This is a genomic window from Streptomyces sp. HP-A2021 (assembly GCF_022807935.1).
Classification (GTDB): Bacteria; Actinomycetota; Actinomycetes; order Streptomycetales; family Streptomycetaceae; genus Streptomyces; species Streptomyces afghaniensis.
In genome coordinates this window covers 4,155,490-4,176,125 of the sequence record NZ_CP094344.1, presented here as the reverse complement: position 1 = coordinate 4,176,125, position 20,636 = coordinate 4,155,490, and the positions used below count along the sequence as shown (strand labels likewise).

Genomic DNA, 20,636 nt, shown 5'->3' with positions numbered 1-20,636 from the left:
GAGCCGTCACTCTCTCTCGCCACATGCAGCTGCTTCTGGAGGGCCTCTCTCGCCGCCGACGCCGCAGATGTCAGCTTGCATGATGCTTTGAGGTGGATAGGGCAATTGACCTTTTTGCTGTTTGCCCGCATGCAACGATGTGTGCTGTGTGCCCCCGGCCAGCCTGCCATGTGGTTCGATTGCCTTTGCTTTGCGTGCCTTGACGTGGCAGGCCAGTTGCGCTGTGCGGCTTGCTGGGCTGGGTGAGACGCTGTTCTCAAGTGCCTGATGTCGCGCCTGTCTGTGGCCGTATAGATCTGGTGGGCATGGAAGTGACCGGACTGATGGATGAGGGGAAGGCGTCAAGCGTATGAGCGGGGTGTCGTTCGAGCTGCAGCGTGCTGCGTCATCCGGCAAGGGTCCTCATGGCGATACCTACTCGTGGGTGGGGCACGTGGAGGGACTCGGGCGTATCGAGCTGGCCTTCCCTACGGAGTACAGCGACTACCCGTCGGAATATTGCGAGGTGGCCGCGAGCGGGCAGAACTTGCCGCTCACCACATATCTCGGGCTGCGCTATCTCCGTCGCCCCCTGCTGGCCAGTGGGGAGCTGCGAGTCGATTGGGATCCAGCGGAGCTCTCCAGGAACGTGTGGTGGCCCGGCCGCAGGGGGCGTGCTCTGCGGATCTTGGTCAAGGGGCGTGAGTACACCTACGCCGAGCGGGGCGGCAAGCGCAGCCACGAACTGGTGCGCTCAGGTGCCGCCGTGCACATGAGGCGTTCAAGCTGGAGTAACCCACGCACCCTTTCTGGGACATGCCTGGGCGAGGCGGATGCCCTGGACATCAGTCTCGCTCTCGTCCTTGAGGGCGTCTACACGCGGAACCTCACGACGCGCGGTGCGCTCGTGTCGCTGCCCGGACGTTTCCTCAACCGGTTCAGCTCTCTATGATCACCCGTCAAACGATCTCTGATTCTTCAATTATCTCTGACTTCATGACTTCAGGGGGACACAACAGAATGCCTTCCATGGATGCGGCCCGGCGCCGATTTCGGCTGACCGATTCCCATGTCAGCGTGCTGGGATTTCTTGTGGAAGAAGAGCAGATCCCCGACGAGCTGCTGCAGGTACGGGCCGAGTTGCGAGAGGCAGGGATGCTCGACGCCGAGGACAAGATCTCGGCCGATCTCTATCCGATCGTTGCGACGCTCATGGAGCCCCGGCTCATCGCCCGAGTCGAGATGACCGGGCCGCAGGGTGTCACCCAGAGTGGAGCCGTCATCGGGGACGATTTCATTTACACGCACGAGAACTGGCCTGGTGACGCCGAGTCGGAGTACGTTCCCGCAGAGCCCGAAACGCTGGTGTGGGCGCTGGCCCGGATGGTCGATCTGCACCGGGACTTCACCGAAGAGGGGGACTCCGGTGAAGTGATTACGTCGACGATGAGCACGTTCGATCGTGTGGTCGAGCGTATGGAGGCGGGGCAGTTCGAAGAGCCGGAGGCTGTGGCCCGAGCAGTGGACGCCCCGGTGCGGCTGGCCGAGGTGCTGGCCCAGCTGAACTGCATGTGGCGTATCACCATGGCCTGGCGGGGGGCTGAAACGAAGGGCAGCGGCCTGGCAGTACGGGCCCTCGTAGTGTGGGACTGCGGAATCGAGGGGTACTGGCTGCGGGAGTTGCCTGCCGAGCCCATCATCGAGCGCCAGGTGGACGCGAGCAGTGAACTGCGGGTTCGGCGTACCTCGGCCAAAGAACTATGGCAGATGATCACGGATCTACTTCCGGACGGGGCGCAGCTCGCCTCCGCACAGCATTCCCAGGCCATGTCCTAGCCCGGCGCACGCCTCGGCGTTTCTGAAGCAGTCCGTGGCGTTCGAGCCTTTCGCTTAGCGGCACCGGCCTAACCACATAGCGCAGCACATGACGGGGAAGAATGAGCGACAGTTCCAAGCGCATGGCCAATCCCGAGGACATGGAGCACTTGGCCAAGCTACTCGATGGCAGAGGCAATCTGCGGGACAAGCTGGACGAGGCCTTCAGCCGGGCTTCTCGACTTGGGGTAGGGGACAAGCTGGGTCCCATCAAACCGCTGAGGTCGTGGACCGACGACACGGCAGTCGACCTACGCCGGCGGGCGGCCATTCTGCGGGCCGAGAACGGGGACCCCAGGGCGGCTGCGCTGTACGCGGGATTCCGGCCAGAGGATCTCAAGTCTGGGGAACTCCCGCCTGACGCCATGCTCATCGCGAACGCCGCTATCGCGAATGGTGACAAGTTTGATGCCGCCTGGCTGCAACGCAAGCCGGGCGAGACGTACCAGGATTGGCTGCAACGTATCCCGGGTGACGCTGTAGGCAAGATCAGCGGCAATAAGAACCTCGGCGAGGTCGTCAGCGACTACATCGACCTGACGGCCCTCGTCTCGACCGTTCCGGGCGCCTTCTCGACGGCAGCCCTGGGAACGTGGAAGCTGTACAAGCGTTTCAAGCACGGCGACTTGATGAAGGCGCCAGGGACGACACTCGCCCAGATCCTCAAGGGCCAGGGATCCAAACTCCTCCCGGCCCGAATAAGGTTGCTCGGTGCGCAGATCGGCCGGAACACGCCCCCCGTCGTCCTCAAGATCCTCACCGGATCTGACACACTCGCCCAACTACACGGCGGGCGCCTGCACGCCTGGGAAGCGAACCTCCTCAGGGTCGGGAAGAACATGGGCGCGGCCTCGCGGGTCGCCGGGGCGAGCCGACTGGGGGCGTTCGCCTCCGGGGCGGGGGGCGCACTGCGTACCGCCGGATTCTGGCGTGCGACAGGCATCGGCGGCAGCGTCCTGGCCACGGGCATCGGGGCGGTTGACGTCTTTCAGGAGGGAAACCCTGCCAAGGCCTTCAAGCGAGACAAGGCGGGATACGTTGCCAAGGTGTCGGGTGTGGCCTTCAATGCCTCGCTCACTGCCGCCATGGTCGCGCCCAATCCCGTGACGTTTGGTGCGGCAGTTGTCACAGGCGCGGTTTACGGTGTTGCGTCCATCGTCGACAACTGGGAAACCGTCAAAGAGTTCCCTGGAAAGGTCGCGGACGCCGGAGCCTGGGCAGGGAAGAAAATCGGCGAGGGGGCGGGGAAGCTCGTCGATGGGGCGAAGGAGTTGGGCAGTGCACTCAATCCCTTTGACTGATTTTGCCCTCGAGAGGTGTAGGGCAGGAGACAGCCGCAAATATCGTTTTTCCAGCTGCGGCGCTTACCGGACCCCCATCCTGTGAGCTGTTGAGTGGTGAAGGCCAAACTGGAGATTAAGAGGCAGGGCTTGATCCCTGGGTGAGTGCACTGCCGGGGGAACGCACGGCAATTGCCGCCTGCGTAGGAGGCCCTTCGGATACGGGCGGTGGCGGGCTGGCCTCGCGAGGATGTTGCGCGGCAGGGCAGTCCTCCAGGTCTCTCTCAAGGCCGTCGACAAGTGGTGGGCGAGTGACTGGCAGGGCGGGCGGGAGGCGCTGGCGCCCAGCTACGCGGGCGCCGGGTCGGCGAACATGAGGTTCTCGATGAGGCCGAGCGGCAGGATCCGGCAGGCCGTACTAGATCACCGCTCCTGCGCGTGGACCAGGCTGGGCAACTGTGGACGCGTGCCACGGATAGGCGGGTGGTCGAGCAGGACACGGAAGCGGTCCGCGTCCGGCTGGCCAACCCGGCATACGTTCCAATCAGGTCGGGCCGTACCTGGGGCGGAGAAGGGCCGCACCGTGGTCGTCCACTGCACGCGGTACCCAGTTCTCGGCCAACGCGATGTCCGCTAAAGCCCTTTTGAGGTTCTGATCAGCACCTACGGACGACGCGTTTCGTTATGGGCGGTCACTGCCTGGAGTAGTGCGGTGAGAAAGGCCACGCGATCACGTGTGGCGAAGCGGAGCTGCTCGCCATTCCGAGTGCGGATCACGACACTGTCCATACCCATGGGAACACCCCAACCGCCACCCACAAGCCGGGGATTGCTTGGTCCATTCCCGTGTTGTCCTTGTCCGGATGCGTTAATCCCGTTTATTGATTCGGTGTACCGATGGGCTGCGGTGGGAAGCACCGCTTGGGAGGCCTCTCGTATGGAATTGGGGTCGATGTCGGCGAGTGCAATGCACTCTCGACCCACTCGGAGCGTCTGTGTACCTATCTGAATTCGGTTGTAGATAAATTTGGAGGCCGGAACAGCCAGACAGGGCAGTAGAACCAAGAGGAACAATGCGCACAGGCCGAGCCAGAGACCGGTCTCATCGGGAATCGTGTCTAGTGCCATGTAACCCATGCCGGCCAGATAGGAGATGATGCATATCCCGGACCATGTTTTTGGCGTCTTTTCTTCGTATTGCATAACCTTGGCCGCGCCCTTCATTGCCTGGAAACGGATTTCCTTAATTTATATTGAATGCCCGGCTGGAGAGCAGTCCCAGGGAGCACAAGCTCGTAGCGGCTACATAGTGGGCCCGCTACCTGTCGCCGATCGCCGAACCCGCGGTCCCGCCCATCGTCGGTCAGCACCGCTCTCGGGCTTCTTGCCGCTCGTACCCCGACTGCCCCAATGCCGCTCGTACCGCAGCGGAGGGGCAGCCGCATTACGTCGTCGGGGGGTGGGGTGTGCCTTCCACGCCTTCTGTCTCCTATTCGGCCCCATCACCTGTTGACGGACTGGATCTCCTGAACGGTGACCTTCTGCTCGTTCCCGAAGGTGCCGTTGGGGAGCTGCGTCGGGTTGGGGTTGCCCGTGCCGGTCCAGGTAATCTCCCAGGTGACGGTGGCCTGGAGGTTGAAGGTGCCGTCGCCGGAGGAGCGGAGGTACCTGATGCCGCAAGGCGGGTTCTGGTCGGCCTTGCCCTTGCCGTACGGCTCGCCGATCGAGCCGTCGTCGTTGATCGTGCACTCGCTGGAGGCGGGATAGGTCTCGGCGTCGGGCGTACCGGGCTCCAGTCTGAGCGAGACCGGCTTGGCAGTGGTGGTCGCCTGGATGTTGAGGCCGCCCACGTTGAGCGCCGCAGTTACGGATACCTCCTTGAACCTGGCTTTGTCCAGCCAGGCCCAGGTCGGGAGGTTGACCTTGGTGACCGCCTCTGGGGCGAGGGCTACTTCGGTCGACGGCAGCTGGATGCGGTTGTAGGCGAGTTCGGCGAGGACTTGCGGGGTGACGGCGTTGGGGACGTCGGGGGTGGCGCCGGTCTCCACCCAGAACGGGTCCCTGTCGCAGACCTGTGCCTCTGGTTCCATCCAGCGGTCTTCGTCGCGCACAGCTACCCACCAGCTGCCCTCGTCTGCTTTGTCGAGGTTGTAGTTCTTGTACTTCCCGTCCTTGTACCGGTTTCGGAACTGGCCGACAAGCGCCTTGGCGTAGCTGTGCTGCCCTGGAGTGTTGATGGTGTCGTTGTAGTTGTCTTCGACGTACTTGGAGAACTCCTGCGCCGTGCGGGGCTCGTACCAGCAAGCAGGCGGGCTCCAGTCACCCACTGGCAGGACCTTTTGGGTGCCGGTGTCGCCGCTACTGACCGTGTTGCCAGAGAAGCGGACCACCGAAGACAGGTACTTGCCTGACCGGGTGCCGCTCGTTTCGGCAGGATTACTCCCTTGCGCACGGCCATCTCCCCGCCCCGCGAACGCGGTACCTGAGGTCAGAGCCAAGGCCACAGCTGTCACTCCCGCCAGGAGCCAGGTCCTCCGAGACCTCACGATGTGCACTTCGCGTTCCCCCTGTCCGAGAGGAGGCTTGTGGTCTGCCAGACACCCTGCTCCGTCCTCTGGACGCGCGTGTTGTATGCCACGTAGGAGTCCCTGGTCACGGGGTCCTTCTCGGCCTTGTCGCTCTTGCGGTCCTTATCAAATGCCTTGCTCTCGTCAGCACAGTAAGCGAGGGCGGCCGTGTCTTTGTCGACCATTAGAAGATCTGGATTGTAGAAGCGCACGGTCCCCGTGATCGACTTGCCGTCGTCCACGTACCCTTGGATCCACTCGGCTGCGCCGGAGAGGGCCTCGCCCTTGTAGTAGAACTTGAGGGCCTCGGAGCCGGGGTTCGCAGCCACGATGGCGGCGTCGGTCGCGTTGATCCGTTCCTTGACGTCCCCGAGGAGCGCGTCTTTGGTCGCGTCTCCGGTCTTCCAGTTCTCGAAGACGTTCTTGACATCGCTCGGCAGCGTGATCTTCGGACGCTTTGCCGCACCGGACGCACTGCCGCTTGGTGAGGACGTGTCGTTCGTCCTGCCCTGATCTGCACCCGTGATCTTGTCGTTGCCCTTCGACGAGTCGGTGCCGCTGCCACAGCCCGCTAGGAGCAAGGCAGCGGTCGCCGTGAGCGCGGCAGCGGCGGACAGAGGACGGCGTTTCAAGATGGCTCCCCGGTGTGACAAAGACTCAGTCAAGTGATCTGAAGGTATCGGTGAGGTTCTCGGTTTCGCCATACTGAACTTTGATGCAAACGTGGGTGATATTGGACTTACCGGATGGTTTGTGATCTACGCCGCGTCCGGATCGTCCGCGTTCTGGCGACCGGCCCCGGCTGCTCGATGAGGAACCCGGGTGGTCGGTCTGTATGGGGCCTTGGGGAGCTTGTTGCGCCTTGATCGTGCCTATGCAGGGATGTCCCCGCGCGCCGCAGTGTGCGTCGTCCGGAGCGCTGGTGCCGAGGCTCCACGGTGTGACTGGCTCACCGGCACTTCTCCGCCTTGGTCTCGACGAACACCTTGATGCCTGCCACGGTTCCATGACCGTGGGGAACTTGACCGTGACGATCTTGAAATAGTCGAAGTCCTCAATGATGGGCTTGGTCTTGAGATTCTTGTCCGTCTTGACTTCCTTGCCGTAGAACTTGCCTGTGTCCGCGCAGAACGCCACGTCCACCGACTTGCGGTTCGTAGCGGAGCACGTGGCGGCGTCGTAGTGGCGCAGTGTCCCGGTAGCGGTCCAGCCGCCGTCGATCCAGGCGTTGATCTGCGTACCCGCGTAGTGCACCCCATCGCCGGCGGCGTAAGCGGTAACGGCCGGGTCCTTGGTGGTGCGCTTGGCCACGCCCCGATAAATGGCCCGGAAGTAGTTCGCGGCATCCTCCATCGCAGCCGCCTCGTTCTTATCCTTCGGCTTGTCCCACTCGAAGACAGGTCCATGTTCGCTGGGCAGGGACACGTCCACGCAGTCCGGCTCAGGTCACTAAGAGTGCCGAGTGTTCGAATCGCCGAGTGGGGCCATCGGCGGGAGCCCCCGGCCTGTGAAGCTCACCGTTCCGCCCCAACAGCCAGACATCCGAAACTACACTCGCGCCCCATGCGTAACTCCCGCAGCATAAAGACGTCCGCTTCACCCGGTGAGTTCTACGGAAGCGTGTGGAGAAGACGGTCCGCGGGAGTCGGTGTTCGGTCCGGGCCCGGGGGCGGTGACGCGCCCTGACCTCCGCCATATCCAAAGCCCGAGCCCGTCACAAGCAGTCCCGAGACCCCCGCGCCCACTGGCTGTTACTCGCCCTCACCCTCCCTATCGTCTTCGCCCTCCTGATCTTCGAGGGCTGGACCCAGCACGAGGTCGACGCCGCGAAGGCGCGGACGCCTTGTGCCTCGCCCGTGCCGGAGGCCGTCGCGAAGGGCGGGCCCGTGATCGGGATCAACCGGGACGGGATCCGGTCCGGTTCGATGCCCGCCCGGACCGTCGCCCTCACCTTCGACGGGGGGCCCGACCCCGTCTGGACCCCACGGCTGCTCGAACTCCTCAAGCAGAACGGGGCTCGCGCCACCTTCTTCCTGCATGGCGCACAGGCTGCCCGGCACCCGGAACTCGTCCGTCGCATCCGTGCCGAGGGGCACGAGATCGGGTCCAACACGTACACCGGGGCCGTGCTGGGCGAGTCGTCCGCGCCCCGCTTCCGGTCCGAGCTCGAACTGACCCAGAGCGCGCTGGCCGGCGCCACCGGGCTGCGTACGAATCTGCTGCGGATGCCGCGGACCACCACCCCCGACACCCTGTGCGGTCGTGAGTGGCAGGCGGCGCGGCGCGCCACCGGGTACGGGTACGTGCTCGTCGCCGCCGACAAGGGGGCGCGCAAGCCGGCGCAGGGGATCGTGCGGCAGCTCGGCCAGACGGAGAGCGCCTATCTGGAAGCGCGCAGGCTGCTGAGGGACCGGAGTGTCGACCGGTTCACCACCGTGTCCCAGGGGCTCGGGCTCGTTCCCTACACGTCCCCGTCCCTCGTCGAGCGGTGGCTGGGGCAGGGGCTGATCCAGGTCACGCGACTCGGGCAGGCCTTCTCCACCGCCATGATCTGGATCCTCGGCGTCGCCGGGGGGCTCGGCGTGCTGCGGCTGTTGCTGCTCGCCCTGTTCGCCCGGGCCCATGTGCGCCGGCTGGAGCGGTTCCGGACCGGGGCGCCCTGGATGCGGGACACTTCCGGACCCGTGACTGTGCTCGTTCCGGCGTACAACGAGGTGGCCGGGATCGGGTCGACCCTGCGGTCGCTGCTCGACTCCACCCATCGGGAGCTCCAGGTCGTCGTCATCGACGACGGGTCGAGCGACCGGACCGCCGACATCGCCGAGAGCACGGGGGATCCGCGGGTGGAGGTCGTACGGCAGCCCAACTCCGGCAAGGCCGCCGCCCTCAACACCGGGCTCGCGCACGCGCGGTACGACATCGTCGTGATGGTCGACGCCGACACCGTCTTCGAGCCCGATGCCATCGAGCGGATCGTGCAGCCGCTCGCGCATCCCGCCGTGGGGGCCGTCAGCGGCAACACCAAGGTCGGCAACCGGCGCAGCCTGCTGGCCCGTTGGCAGCACCTCGAGTACGTCTTCGGGTTCAACCTCGACCGGCGCATGTTCGAGGTGCTGGAGTGCATGCCGACCGTGCCGGGCGCCATCGGGGCCTTCCGCCGGGACGCGGTGATCGGCGTCGGCGGGGTCAGCGAGGACACCCTCGCCGAGGACACCGACCTGACGATGGCCCTGTGGCGGGCCGGCTGGCGGGTGCTGTACGAGGAGTCCGCCGTCGCCTGGACCGAAGTTCCCACCAGCGTGAGGCAGTTGTGGCGGCAGCGCTATCGGTGGTGCTACGGCACCCTGCAGGCGATGTGGAAGCATCGCGGGGCCCTCTTCGCCATGGGGCCCGCCGGGCGGTTCGGGCGGCGCGGGCTGACCTACCTCGCGCTCTTCCAGGTCGCCCTGCCGCTGCTCGCGCCCGTCATCGACGTCTACGCCCTGTACGGCGTGCTGTTCCGCGACCCGTGGGAGTCGGCTGCGGTGTGGTTCGCGTTCCTCGGCGTGCAGATCGTCTGCTCCGGCTACGCGCTGAGACTCGACGGCGAGCCGGTCCGGGCCCTGTGGTCGATGCCGTTCCAGATCGTCGTCTACCGGCAGTTGATGTATCTCGTCGTCATCCAGTCGCTCGTCGCGCTGCTGCTCGGCAGCCGGCTGCGGTGGCAGCGGATGAAGCGCTCCGGGACGGCCGCTGAACAGATCGGCGGGCCGGTTCCGTATAGGAGCGGGAGCGTGCCGATGCGTTGACCTGAGAGACCCCCACAGCACCTTCGAGGCGTCGATGAGCGACTGGACCGACCGTCCGGGAGAACCCCGTCCCGGGTGGGCTCCACGGCAGGAACCGCCCGCCCCCTCCCTCGCACCACCGCCCTCGACCCGCACCGCCCCCCTGCCGGGCATGCCCTCGCCCGCCGCCCCCGGACGCTATGCCACCAGCATCCACCCACGCGACGGCCGCGGCAGCAGGAACCGGCGCCGTCCCAGCCGGCGCCGCCGGTTCGTGCGTACTGCGGCCGTCCTGTCGTCCGTCCTGCTGCTCGCCGGCGCCGGTACGTACGTCTGGGCCGACACCCGGCTCAACCAGGAGGTCGACCTCGGCACGCTCTCCGGCCGGGTGCCGCGCGGCGAGGGCACCAACTACCTGGTCGTGGGCTCCGACAGCCGCGAGGGACTGTCCCAGCAGGACCGGAAGGAGCTGAACACCGGCTCGGCCGAGGGGCGCCGCACCGACTCGGTGATCCTGCTGCACACCGGGGCGAACGGCACCACCATGCTCAGCCTGCCGCGCGACTCCTGGGTGACCCTGCCTCCCTACGTCGACCCCGACACCGGCCGCAGCTACCGGGCCGCGCCGGACAAACTGAACGCGGCGTTCTCCCTGGGCGGCCCCGATCTGCTCGTACGCACCGTGGAACGCAACACCGGTGTGCACATCGACCACTACGCGGAGATCGGCTTCGCCGGTTTCGTGGGGGTGGTGGACGCGGTCGGCGGCGTGGACATGTGCCTGGACAAGCCCGTACGGGACAAGGACTCCGGCGCCGACCTGCCGGCCGGCTGCCAGACGCTCGACGGTGCCGAGGCGCTCGCCTTCGTACGGCAGCGCAAGCAGGAGGCCCAGGGGGACCTGGGCCGCACCCGCAACCAGCAGAAGTTCCTCGCCGCCCTGGCCCGCAAGGCGGTCACTCCGTCCACCCTCGCCGACCCGTCCAAGTCCTTCCCGACCCTGCGCGCCGGCCTCGACACGCTCATCGTGGACGAGGAGACGGAGCTGCCCGACCTGATGTCGCTGTTCGAGGCCCTGCGGAAGGCCGCGTCCGGCGGGGGCAGACAGCTCAACGTGCCCGTGGCCGACCCGGACCTGCGTACGCCCAAGGGCAGTGCGGTGAAGTGGGACGACCGGCGGGCCCGCGCCCTGTTCACGGCATTGCGGGAGGACCGGCCGACCGGCTGATCAACGAGTCGCGGTACGGCGGGCGTTGAAACCGTCCAGAGGTGACATCAGCGAGCCGTACCCCGTGGCCGCCCACACGCTCCGCCCGGCCTGCAGCTCGAAGTAGGGCACGGTACGGCCGTCCTCGTCCGTGTCGGTGAGCACCTCGGGCGCCCTGCGGGCCCGCAGCGCGTCCGCGCACCCCTGGCACACCGCCACGTCGAGCCGGTCGCGTCGGCCGAGTTGGCGCCAGCCGGTGCGGAGGGCGGCACGGCCGTGCCGGGGGTCGAAGAAGCAGAGGGGAAGGGCCGGGGAGCAGGCGAGGGCGTCGCGGCCCTCCTGCGCCAGGGCCAGGACGCCCGCCAGGTCCGGCACGCCCCGGGCCTCGTCGAGGACCCTGCCGGCGGCGGCGTAAGCGTCGAGGGCGCGCTGCAGAGCGGGTGTCGTGGAGACGTCGGCCGCCTGGGTCGCCTCGCCGAGGGCCAGCACCTCCGCCTCGGCCCGGTGCCGCAGCTCCGCCTCGTCGGCCGCACGGGCCGTGGCGAACACGAGCTGGGGGATGGCCGAGGGGGTCCTGCGGGAACGGACCAGGGCGCGGGTCGCGAGGGCGGTCAGGGCCAGGGTGGGCACGGCGATGAGCGGCCAGAGCCACCACCCGCCGGTGCCGTCCGAAGACGACTCGGACGCCGGTGAGCCGGAGGCCTGCGCATCGGGTGCTGCCGAGCCGTCCAGCTCCTTCACCGCCTCCTCGTACCGCTGCGTGCCCTTCCCCTCCGCCACCAGATCCACCGCCTCGGCGGTCAGGTCGGCCAGCCCCGCGTCCCGCGTCTCGTCCAGCAAACCGGCGGCGGCCACGGCATCCCGCGTCTGGTGGGTGTCGGCGGGCCACTCGTAGCCGTTCAGGGAGTCCGGGAAGTCGCCGTCCGTGGTGATGAGGATGAGTTCGCGCTGGTCCTGGAGCCGGTCACGGACGATTCCGGCCAGGACACCGGAGTCGCCGTCGAAGGCGTCGCCCTTGGTGAGCGGCGTGAGAACGACCTTGACCGGCAGGCCCGTCCGGCGGATCCGGTCCGCCAACTGCCGCTGCCGGGAGGGCGGTACGGCATCGGCGTACGCCTCGTCGACGTAGACGGGCGAGGTACGCAGGGCCTCGGCGATGCGCTGCCCGGCGCTCGGGGCGTCACCGTCCGCCGCACGGGCCGGCGTGGTGGTGAGCGCCGCCAGCAGCAGCGCCGCGAGGACGGTGATCAGGCGCTTGACGTCAGTGGACACCTGCGGTCTCCCTCACCTTGTCGACGAGCCGGGCGATTCCGTGGGGCAGGGCGGTCAGCGGTCCGTCGGTCACGGCGTAGTACGGCAGGCGGTTGTTGCCCGAGGACGGGTCGGGCAGCTTGAGCAAACTGCCCGGGATGCCGCTCGGGTCGGCGATGGCCGTGTTGCGGCAGAACTCGCAGACGGGGAGCAGGCGGCGGGCGACACCCTCGGTCGAGACGCGGACGTGGTGGCGGCTGACGCCGGGCCCGTGCAGGGGGTTGACGCCGCAGCACAGGTCCGTCGTGTCGTCGGCGAGCGCGGCACGGCCCGCTCGAGCGAGCACGATGACCGCGACCAGGGTCGCGGGGTCGGTGCCCGACTCCCTGACGCGGTCGAGGTCGCCGTCGACGAGGAGCAGCGCCGCGTCGAGGTGGTCCCAGGCGCGACCGCGTTCGTCCCGGCCGGCGAATTCCTCGGTGAGGGTGGTGAGTTCGGCGTAGGCGGTACGCCGGAGGTAGGACACCGACGGCTCGGTCGGGGCCGTGAGGGGCAGGCGGTGGGTCGGCTCGGGGGCGGGAGAGCGCCACCGCAGCAGGCCGCCGAAACCCCACGTCAGTCCGGCCACCAGACCGGACAGCAGAAGAGCCAGGAAGGCGCCCACGAACAGGCCGGGCCAGAAGTCGGTGGCGAACAGGGGAGGGAGGGTGTTCTCGTCGGCGGCCCTCGGGGCGGGGGCCGGGGCGGGTTCGGATTGCGGCCGGTCAGTGCGGGGGGTCTCGTCGATGAACGTCATGAGCTTGTCGAGGCGCTCGCCGAGGAGGTGGTCGTCGGCCTCGTCCGCCCTGCTGTCGCCCAACGTGACGGAGTCCGGCAGGCCGAAGGACAGGCGGGTGGAGTCCAGCCGCAGCCCGTGGTTGTAGACGTCGATCGTGCCGTCGTCCGGATCGGCGACGACGTACACCCCGTCCTCGCCCACCTTGGCGTGCACCGCCGCGGCGAACAGCATCGCGTCACCGGCCGACTCGCTCTCGGGCGTCTGCGGCACGAGGGAGACGAACACCGGGCCGCCGCCGTCGGAGCGCCGGAAGTCCCGGATCCGGTCGTGCAGCGCGTCGAGTTGGCGGGAGTCGAGTACGCGGGGGCTCTCCGGGTCGGCATAGACCGGGTCCTGCTTCAGTCCCGACGCGACGCGTTCCACACGGGCGGTCAGATCGGTGGGGGTGGGCGGCTCAGCCGCGCTCGACTTGGTCTGGTCGAAGACGACGGGAGCGGTGAGGGCGATCGCCGTGGCGGTGAGGACGGCCGCCCCGGGCACGACCCACCGGGGGACGCGCCGCTCCGCCCCGGAACGCCGACGGCGGCGCCGCACGTACCAGGCCCCCAGCACGATCAGCAGCGGTACGCCGGTCAGCAGGCTCCCCGTGAGGAACGACTGGTTGCGGCGGTCGGACGGGCCGATGTACATCTCGGCGGGCTCGTCGTCCTGGTACTTCTGGCGAGCGGCCTCCGCACGGGCGGTGGCCTTCTCCTCGCCCTGCGCGATGACGTCGACGAAGCGCTCGAACCTGCGCAACGGGCCCGCGTCGTAGGGGAGTTCGTACAGAGCGACGGTGGCGGCGGCGTCCGCAGGGGCGCGGACGCCGTAAGCCGTGGCCGCCGCGAGATCCGTCCCCTCGAACAGGACGTACAGCCCATCACGCCCGAGCCGGTCGTGCACCGCGCCGAGCAGCTGCTTGCCGTCCGTGCTGCTCTGCATGGGCAGGACCAGGACGTAGGTCGGGACGCCGGTCCTCTTCGCGAGCCTGGCGAAGTCGGGGGCGGTGGACCGGGGGACCTCGCGGGGGAGTTGGTCGGTGACGTGGACCGGGTTCTCGCGGAGGCGGTCGGCGAGGTAGGCGGCCTGGGTGGCGGGGATCGTGTCCGCTGCTCTGGCCGGGGTGGCGTTTGCGAAGACGGCCGTCAGCGTCCAGAGGGCGAGAAACAGCCAGAGGACACGAGTTCCGCCACCGCTTCTTGCCCATGTCTGTCCTGCGTAGGACTCGCTTGCCGTGACTGCCCTCACCGGTGTGACCCCCCGCGGCCCGATCACTGTCCGCGCCGCACTCTACTCGGGGCTTCGCGAGTGCTACAGGTCGGCTGGTTGCGGCGCGGTCCGACCCCGGGTGGCGCCGTGGGGGCCGAGGACCGGTGCCGGTAGCTGAGGATTCGTAGGGGCGGCCGGCCTCAGCCCAGCTTCGCGTTCTGCGCCTTCACTACGTTCGTGGGAATCTTGGCGTCGCTGGGCCGGATGCCGTCGGCGATGGCGAAGCCGTTCACCGAGAAGTAGACGGCGAGCACGTCGCCGTGGCGGACGGCTTCGGTGTGCAGAGTGTGGGTGACACCCCGGAACGTCATCGTCGACCGGAAGGCGACGGCACCAGTCGTCCTGCCCTTCTCGGCGGTGACCGAGTCGTAGGCCGAGGTGTTCTTGCCCGCCTTGGCGGTGAAACCGTCGCCGCACTCGGACACGGCCTTCGCCAAACCGGCCAACACCGACTCGGCCTTTGCCGCCGGCTCGTACGAGGCGAGAGTGATGGACGTGATCTCCTTGCCGTAACCAGCCCCGGCACTGCGCGTGAGGTCGGCCTGCGGTTCACCGAGTGGGAGTTGGTTCATCGCGTAGACCAGCGGGGTGCAGCCTGGCTTGTCGACCGTGACCTCGTCCGAGGACTTGGCGAAGGCGTACTCGGCGTCGGGCTTGGACACGTTGTAGCCGGGCAGGTCGTCCTTCGTCACCATGACCTTCGCCAGCCGCTGCGCCGGAGTGACCGGCTTGGCCTTCGGCGCCGACGGCGAACTGGCGGGCGTGTCCTCGCTGCCCGAGCAGGCCGTCAGTGCGGAGGCCAAGGCCAAGAGGGAGACGGCTGCCAGGGTGACGCGCTTCACGGGGGGACTCCTCCTGGGGGGATGGTGACCGAGATGAGGTCGCCGCCGCACTCTACTGAACCCACTGTCCGCTCCCGACGGGCCCATGAAGTGCTGGAGCAAATCCTCTCTTCCAGGAGGTTGCGACGGGCAGCGTGGAACCTCCCGGAGTACCGGCATCCGGGGGCGCCTGGACCTCGATGCCCCGGAGCGCGCCTTGTGAGTGAATCGTGCAGGCATGATGGCCGGGAGGTGTTGACCGCCCCGGGGCGGGTGCGCACCCGCTGCCGCGGCGAGTTCGCTGCAGCACACCAGACCCGATAGTTCGGCCCTTGTCGCAACCAGCGTTCACCTGCCAGAAGTTGCAGACGGATAACGGTGCGGGTGGTGTGTTCTCTGAGTTCGGACGCGCCTTGAGGGGCTTATGTGCGGCTGATACGGTGCCATGGCTTGACACTCACTTCGGCGCTGGTTATTCGGCCAGCTCAGGCATCAATCCAACGGGCCGAGAAGTGCGAAGTGTCCTATTTGGTAAATAACTTCTTGGGTGTACGGGGAGCGGTTGCGTGAAGATCCAAGAGCGTACGGGGGCGGGCGCCGGTCGTTCCGCCGCTCCGGCTCAGCCGTCGGTCGGTGACCGGCTTCCCACACCACCTCGCGAGCGCAAACCGGCACTGGCGGCCCTCGCCGTGCTGCTCATCCTGGTGGGTGCGCTGGGCGCGACGATGCTCGTGCTCCAGGCCGGTGACCGGATCGAGGTCGTCAAGGTGACGAACGAGGTCCAGGCCGGGGAGTCCCTCAAGAAGAGCGACGTGACCTCCGTCATGGTTGCCAAGGACGACAGCATCCACTACGTCGAGTGGTCCCAGCTGGCCACCATCCAGACGTACAAGGCCAAGTCCACGATCTACCCCGGGACCATCGCGGTCGGTGAGATGTTCGCCAAGAAGGCGAGCCTGCCCGCCGGCAAGGCCTCCGTCGGTCTCGCCCTCAAGGCGGGCCAGTACCCGTCGGACATCAAGGCCGGTGACGTCGTCTCCGCCTACCGCGTCGGCACCACCGGCTCCAGCTCGAACAGCTCCGACGACAGCACCGGCTCGGGCGGCACCTCGACCTCCGGCGGCGGCGCCCTCGTCGACAACGCCCGCGTGAACGCCGTCGAGGACGACAGCGACGCCACCGTGAGCACGGGCAACCTCTCGCTCACCCTCCTCGTCGACCAGGCCGACGCGGCCGCGCTCGCCTCGGCGGCGGCCGCGAACGAGGTCGCCATCGTGCACGTCCCCGGCAACTAGAAGGCGGCACCCGACCCATGGCGCTCATCGCTCTCGCCGCCGACAAGGGTTCCCCCGGCGTCACCACCGCGGCCGTCGCCCTCGCGGCGGTCTGGCCGCGGCGCGTCCTGCTCGCCGAGACGGACCCGGCGGGCGGTGACCTCGTCTACCGCAGTGCCGCCGCGCACGGCGGACCGCTCAACCCCAACACCGGCATGCTGTCCATCGCCGCCACCGCGCGCCGCGGACTCGTACCGGACCAGCTCTGGGACCACGTACAGCCGCTCAGCGGGGGACTGGAAGTGCTCGTCGGGCTCGGTATCGCCGAGCAGGCCGCCGGGCTCGCGGGGCTGTGGCCCACCCTCGGGCACGCCTTCGCCTCCCTCGCCGACTCCCCGAACGCCGCCGCCGACGTCATCGCCGACTGCGGACGCATCAGCGGGGACACCCCTGCCGTCGAGCTGTTCCCGCACGCCTCCCTCGTGCTGCTGCTCTCCCGCACCGAGCCGGAGGCGATCGCACGGGTGCGTGACCGTGCCGCGGCGCTCGCCGGCAAGCTGCACGGCGGACCGCGCGGCGCCGCGAGCCTCGCCAACCCGGTGATCGGCGTCGTCCTGATCGCCGACACGGGCAACGCCGGCAAGCTCGCCTCACAGGTCAACGACATGCTCGTGCACGCCCAGACCGGCGCCCGCGTGGTCGGCACCATCGCCGACGACCCGGCCGGCGCCGGACAGCTGGCCGGCCGCAGGCGCGGCCGTCTCGACAAGTCGCTGCTGATCCGCTCGGCCCGCAAGGTCGCCGCCGACCTCTACCAGCAGTACGGCGCCGCCTGGGCCGCCTCCGCCCAGGCGAACCAGGCCCACCACGTTCAGCAGGCCCACCACGTCCAGCACAACCACCCGGGCCAGATGCAGGGCCACGCGGGGGCCGGCACATGACCGCTGTCGACCACCAGTTGGTCAAGCGGTTCCGCCAGGACGCCGGCGACCGCATCGCCGAGCAGCGCCGACAGGACCAGCTCAACAACGTCACTCCGATGTCCACGGAGGACGAACGGCAGTACGCGCGTGCCGTCATAGCCCAGATCCTGGAGGAGTACGCCCGCGCGGAGATCAACGCGGGCCGTACGCCGCTGGACGCCGAGACCGAGGAGCAGTACGCGGCCGCCGTGCACGCGGCGCTGTTCGGCGTCGGCCGGCTCCAGCCGCTGCTGGACAACCCCGAGGTCGAGAACATCGACATCAACGGGTGCGACCAGGTCTTCGTCGGCTACGCCGACGGGCGCGAGGTGAAGGGCGACCCCGTGGCCGAGACCGACGAGGAGCTCATCGAGCTCATCCAGGTCCTCGGCGCCTACTCGGGTCTGTCCTCCCGCCCCTTCGACTCGGCCAACCCGCAGCTCGACCTGCGGCTTCCGGACGGTTCGCGTCTGTCCGCCGTCATGGACGTCGCCCGGCGCCCCGCGCTGTCCATCCGCCGCGCGCGCATGGGCAAGGTGTTCATCTCCGACCTCGTCGGCAACGGCACGCTGACCCCCGAGGTCGCCCACTTCCTGGCCTGCGCGGTCCGCGCCCGCAAGAACATCATGATCGCCGGCGCCACCAACGCCGGTAAGACGACGCTCCTGCGCGCCCTCGCCAACGAGATCCCGCCGCACGAGCGCCTCATCACCGTCGAGCGCGCCCTGGAGCTCGGGCTCGACACCTTCCCCGACCTGCACCCCAACGTCGTCGCCTTCGAAGAGCGCCTGCCCAACTCCGAGGGCCAGGGCGCCATCTCCATGGCGGAACTGGTGCGCCGCTCGCTGCGTATGAACCCCTCCCGCGTCATCGTCGGTGAGGTCCTCGGCGACGAGATCGTCACCATGCTCAACGCCATGTCGCAGGGCAACGACGGCTCGCTGTCCACGATCCACGCCAACAGCTCCAGCGAGGTCTTCAACCGTATTTCCACCTACGCGTTGCAGGCCTCCGAGCGGCTGCCCATCGAGGCCAGCCAGCTGCTGATCGCGGGCGCGGTGAACTTCGTCGTCTTCATCCAGCGGCGCAACGACTTCGGCAACGGCGGCCGCCTCCAGCGCATGGTCACCTCCGTCCGCGAGGTCAACGGCGTCGACGGACGCGTCCTGTCCAGCGAGGTGTTCGCGGAGGCCCCCGACGGCCGGATCGTGCCGCACGCCCCCATAGCCTGCCTGGAGGAACTGATGGCACACGGCTACCGGCCGTCCGGGACCTGGGGGTGAGCCGGGGATGAACACGACGAACACGACTCTCGCCGCACTCGGCTCGCTCGGCTCCATGGGCGGCCTGTTCTCCACCACCGTCCTGTACTCGATAGGAAGCGGCGTCGCCGTCGGCGGCGGCATCGCCCTCCTCCTCGTCGCCGTACGTGGACTGCCCGTCAAGCCCGACCACGAGAAGCAGAAGGCCGCTCAGCGGGCGAGCGAACTCATCCGGTTCGCCGGCCAGCGCGGCTCGCTCGCCGCCATCGTCGGCCTGGTCGTCCTCGTCCTCACCCGCTGGGCCGTCGCCGGTATCGCGGCCGGTGTCCTCGTCTTCTTCTGGGACCGCCTGTTCGGCGGCGCCGGTGAGGAGCGGGCCGCCATGCGCCGCGTGGAGGCCCTGGCCTCCTGGACCGAGTCGCTGCGCGACACCATCGCCGGCGCGGTGGGCCTGGAGCAGGCCATCCCGGCCTCCGCCCGCGCCGCCGCCCCGGTCCTGCGCCCCCACCTCGACGCCCTCGTCGACCGCCTGCGCGCCCGCACCCCGCTGCCCGAGGCACTCCAGCACCTCGCCGACGAGATCGACGACGCCTCCGCCGACATCATCGTCGCGGCCCTGATCCTCAACGCCCGCCTGCGCGGACCCGGTCTGCGCCAGGTGCTCGGCGCGCTGGCCAAGTCGGCGCGCGAGGAAGTGGACATGCGGCAGCGGGTGATGGCCCAGCGCGCCTCGACCCGGCGGTCCGTGCAGATCGTCGTCGCGGTCTCGATCGCCTTCGTCCTCGGCCTGTCGATCTTCAACCGTGACTTCGTGGAGCCGTACGGCACCCCCGTCGGACAGCTCGTCCTGGCCTGTGTCTGCGGTCTGTTCGCACTCGGCTTCTGGTGGCTGCGCAAGCTGTCCACCATCGAGACGCCCGAGCGTTTCCTGGTCCGCGACGAGGCATCCGTCCAGTTCGTCCGCCCCAGGACGCCGTCGCAAGCGCAGTCCCAGCAGCGGCTGCCGCAGGAAGAGGGGGCACGCTGATGGACCTCACGATGCCGCTCGTCGTCGGCGCCGTCCTCGGCCTGGGCATCTACGCCCTCGTCCGCGCCCTCATGCCCAGCAAGCGCAGCGCGATCTCACAGGTCGCGCGGATCGACGCGATGCGGGCCCGCGGCTCGGCCTACGAGTCGGCCCGCGTAGAACGCGAGAAGGGGCGCCTGGGCGCCCTGCGGGCCGAAGTCGGCCTGCGGGTCTCCGAGTTCTACCTCCAGCAGGGCTGGGAGCAGCGCTCGCTGCGCGCGGACCTGTCGGTCCTGGACCGCAGCTGGGAGAAGTTCCTGGCGACGAAGGTGCTGCTGGGTGTGGCGGGCCTGTTCTTCGGCCCGTTCCTGTTCGCCATCGTCTACACGCTCGGCGTCGGCCGCAGCCCGATCATCCCGGTGTGGCTGGCGCTGCTCTTCGCGGTGATCTTCTTCTTCCTGCCCGACCTGGAGGTACGGCGGGACGCGGCCGAGAAGCGGCGTGACCTGCGGCGCGTGATCGGCGCGTACCTCGACCTGGTGTCGATGAGCCTCGCCGGCGGACGCGGTCTGCCCGAGGCCCTGATGGCGGCGGCCGAGATCTCCGACGGCTGGGCCAACCAGCGCATCCGCAACGCCCTCTCCGACGCCCGCATCACCGGCCTCAGCCAGTGGCAGGCGCTCGGCCAGCTCGGCGAGGAGATCGGCGTCGAGGAGCTCAAGGACCTCTCCGCCTCCCTGGCCCTGGTCGCGGACGACGGTGCGAAGGTGCGCGAGTCCCTCGCCTCCCGGGCCGAGACCATGCGGCACCGCGAACTCGCCGAGATCGAGGGCAGCGCGGGCGAGAAGTCCCAGTCGATGCTCGTGGCGCAGCTGCTGCTGTGCGCCGGGTTCCTGGTGTTCCTGATCTTTCCGGCGGCGATGCGGGTGTTCCAGGTGCAGTGAGCCGTGCAGTGAGCCGACCTTCACAACTCCAGAACTTCCCGGAACTGATTTCGAAAGGACAAGTCGTCATGATCGGACGCAACTTCCACACGGGCATCCCGGCCGTGGACTTCCTGGTCACCTTCCTCCAGGCCCGTACCGAGCGCGCCCGCTCCGGCGAGCTGGACCGCGGCGCCTCCGCGGTCGAGTGGGTCATCATCTCGGCGGTCGTCGTGGCGATCGTCGGTGTCGTGGCCGCCATCATCAACGCCGCGCTGAGCGAGGGCGCCAACAAGGTCGGCGACTGCATCAAGGGCGCGGACGCGGGCAAGACCTGCTGATCCGTCACAGGGACGGTCGCAGGGGCAGTCACGAC

The 20,636-nt window shown here is 68.4% G+C and carries 17 protein-coding genes; 11 read left to right on the top strand and 6 right to left on the bottom strand.

Going from position 1 to position 20,636, the window contains the following annotated elements:
* The first annotated feature begins 349 nt into the window (after window positions 1–349).
* From MQE23_RS18860 to MQE23_RS18850, 3 genes are all read left to right on the top strand, one after another.
* Window positions 350–931, top strand: coding sequence for a hypothetical protein (locus MQE23_RS18860; protein WP_243379664.1), 582 nt, complete (start codon window positions 350–352; stop codon window positions 929–931).
* A 77-nt stretch (window positions 932–1,008) separates the two neighbouring features.
* Window positions 1,009–1,815 carry a hypothetical protein gene (locus MQE23_RS18855; RefSeq protein WP_243379663.1) on the top strand — a complete coding sequence of 269 codons (807 nt, stop codon included), beginning with the start codon at window positions 1,009–1,011 and terminating at the stop codon, window positions 1,813–1,815.
* A 101-nt stretch (window positions 1,816–1,916) separates the two neighbouring features.
* The gene (locus tag MQE23_RS18850; RefSeq protein ID WP_243379662.1) at window positions 1,917–3,155 is read left to right on the top strand and encodes a mucin-2; all 1,239 of its coding nucleotides are present in this window, start codon (window positions 1,917–1,919) and stop codon (window positions 3,153–3,155) included.
* A 1,481-nt stretch (window positions 3,156–4,636) separates the two neighbouring features.
* Here MQE23_RS18850 and MQE23_RS18845 read toward each other — a convergent pair.
* The 3 genes from MQE23_RS18845 to MQE23_RS43670 are packed head-to-tail and all read right to left on the bottom strand — an operon-like array spanning window position 4,637 to window position 7,132.
* On the bottom strand, window positions 4,637–5,689 hold the full coding sequence (locus MQE23_RS18845) for a hypothetical protein (protein ID WP_243379661.1): 1,053 nt from the start codon (window positions 5,687–5,689) through the stop codon (window positions 4,637–4,639).
* A complete protein-coding gene (locus MQE23_RS18840) occupies window positions 5,677–6,333 on the bottom strand; it encodes a hypothetical protein (protein WP_243379660.1) in 657 nt (218 codons plus the stop codon). The genes MQE23_RS18845 and MQE23_RS18840 overlap by 13 nt, the downstream gene beginning before the upstream one ends.
* A 25-nt stretch (window positions 6,334–6,358) precedes the next feature.
* Window positions 6,359–7,132, bottom strand: coding sequence for a hypothetical protein (locus MQE23_RS43670; RefSeq protein WP_347710137.1), 774 nt, complete (start codon window positions 7,130–7,132; stop codon window positions 6,359–6,361).
* A gap of 425 nt (window positions 7,133–7,557) precedes the next feature.
* Between MQE23_RS43670 and MQE23_RS18830 the strand changes: the two genes are divergently transcribed.
* Window positions 7,558–9,489, top strand: a complete 1,932-nt coding sequence (locus tag MQE23_RS18830) for a glycosyltransferase (RefSeq protein ID WP_243379659.1) — start codon at window positions 7,558–7,560, stop codon at window positions 9,487–9,489.
* A gap of 34 nt (window positions 9,490–9,523) precedes the next feature.
* Window positions 9,524–10,696: an LCP family protein gene (locus MQE23_RS18825; protein ID WP_243379658.1), complete on the top strand. Its 1,173-nt coding sequence runs from the start codon at window positions 9,524–9,526 to the stop codon at window positions 10,694–10,696.
* Here MQE23_RS18825 and MQE23_RS18820 read toward each other — a convergent pair whose 3' ends face one another.
* The 3 genes from MQE23_RS18820 to MQE23_RS18810 form a co-directional block, all read right to left on the bottom strand.
* Window positions 10,697–11,947 (bottom strand): hypothetical protein, encoded by a 1,251-nt coding sequence (locus tag MQE23_RS18820; protein WP_243379657.1) that lies wholly within the window; start codon window positions 11,945–11,947, stop codon window positions 10,697–10,699.
* Window positions 11,937–13,991: a hypothetical protein gene (locus MQE23_RS18815; RefSeq protein ID WP_243379656.1), complete on the bottom strand. Its 2,055-nt coding sequence runs from the start codon at window positions 13,989–13,991 to the stop codon at window positions 11,937–11,939. The genes MQE23_RS18820 and MQE23_RS18815 overlap by 11 nt, the downstream gene beginning before the upstream one ends.
* A 161-nt stretch (window positions 13,992–14,152) precedes the next feature.
* Window positions 14,153–14,854 carry a hypothetical protein gene (locus tag MQE23_RS18810; RefSeq protein ID WP_243379655.1) on the bottom strand — a complete coding sequence of 234 codons (702 nt, stop codon included), beginning with the start codon at window positions 14,852–14,854 and terminating at the stop codon, window positions 14,153–14,155.
* 545 nt (window positions 14,855–15,399) lie between these two features.
* Here MQE23_RS18810 and MQE23_RS18805 point away from each other — a divergent pair.
* The 6 genes from MQE23_RS18805 to MQE23_RS18780 all read left to right on the top strand — a co-directional run bounded on the left by MQE23_RS18805 (window position 15,400) and on the right by MQE23_RS18780 (window position 20,601).
* A complete protein-coding gene (locus MQE23_RS18805; RefSeq protein ID WP_020271098.1) occupies window positions 15,400–16,128 on the top strand; it encodes a hypothetical protein in 729 nt (242 codons plus the stop codon).
* Between the two features lie 17 nt (window positions 16,129–16,145).
* Complete coding sequence (locus MQE23_RS18800; RefSeq protein ID WP_020271097.1) at window positions 16,146–17,048, top strand: hypothetical protein; 903 nt, start codon at window positions 16,146–16,148, stop codon at window positions 17,046–17,048.
* On the top strand, window positions 17,045–18,352 hold the full coding sequence (locus MQE23_RS18795) for an ATPase, T2SS/T4P/T4SS family (RefSeq protein WP_243379654.1): 1,308 nt from the start codon (window positions 17,045–17,047) through the stop codon (window positions 18,350–18,352). The genes MQE23_RS18800 and MQE23_RS18795 overlap by 4 nt, the downstream gene beginning before the upstream one ends.
* A gap of 55 nt (window positions 18,353–18,407) precedes the next feature.
* Window positions 18,408–19,358, top strand: coding sequence for a type II secretion system F family protein (locus MQE23_RS18790; RefSeq protein WP_037667904.1), 951 nt, complete (start codon window positions 18,408–18,410; stop codon window positions 19,356–19,358).
* The gene (locus tag MQE23_RS18785; RefSeq protein WP_020272653.1) at window positions 19,358–20,281 is read left to right on the top strand and encodes a type II secretion system F family protein; all 924 of its coding nucleotides are present in this window, start codon (window positions 19,358–19,360) and stop codon (window positions 20,279–20,281) included. Before MQE23_RS18790 ends, MQE23_RS18785 begins: the two co-directional genes overlap by 1 nt.
* Window positions 20,282–20,349: 68 nt before the next feature.
* Entirely contained in the window at window positions 20,350–20,601 is a 252-nt protein-coding gene (locus MQE23_RS18780) for a hypothetical protein (RefSeq protein ID WP_020272654.1), read from the top strand.
* The last annotated feature ends 35 nt before the right edge of the window (window positions 20,602–20,636 follow it).

Bases quoted from the DNA above. Each gene is read 5' to 3' on its own strand.
- MQE23_RS18860 (WP_243379664.1), top strand. From the start codon at position 350: ATGAGCGGGGTGTCGTTCGAGCTGCAGCGTGCTGCGTCATCCGGCAAG.
- MQE23_RS18785 (WP_020272653.1), top strand. From the start codon at position 19,358: ATGGACCTCACGATGCCGCTCGTCGTCGGCGCCGTCCTCGGCCTGGGC.
- MQE23_RS18850 (WP_243379662.1), top strand. From the start codon at position 1,917: ATGAGCGACAGTTCCAAGCGCATGGCCAATCCCGAGGACATGGAGCAC.
- MQE23_RS18780 (WP_020272654.1), top strand. From the start codon at position 20,350: ATGATCGGACGCAACTTCCACACGGGCATCCCGGCCGTGGACTTCCTG.
- MQE23_RS18790 (WP_037667904.1), top strand. From the start codon at position 18,408: ATGGGCGGCCTGTTCTCCACCACCGTCCTGTACTCGATAGGAAGCGGC.
- MQE23_RS18825 (WP_243379658.1), top strand. From the start codon at position 9,524: ATGAGCGACTGGACCGACCGTCCGGGAGAACCCCGTCCCGGGTGGGCT.
- MQE23_RS18795 (WP_243379654.1), top strand. From the start codon at position 17,045: ATGACCGCTGTCGACCACCAGTTGGTCAAGCGGTTCCGCCAGGACGCC.
- MQE23_RS18800 (WP_020271097.1), top strand. From the start codon at position 16,146: ATGGCGCTCATCGCTCTCGCCGCCGACAAGGGTTCCCCCGGCGTCACC.
- MQE23_RS18855 (WP_243379663.1), top strand. From the start codon at position 1,009: ATGGATGCGGCCCGGCGCCGATTTCGGCTGACCGATTCCCATGTCAGC.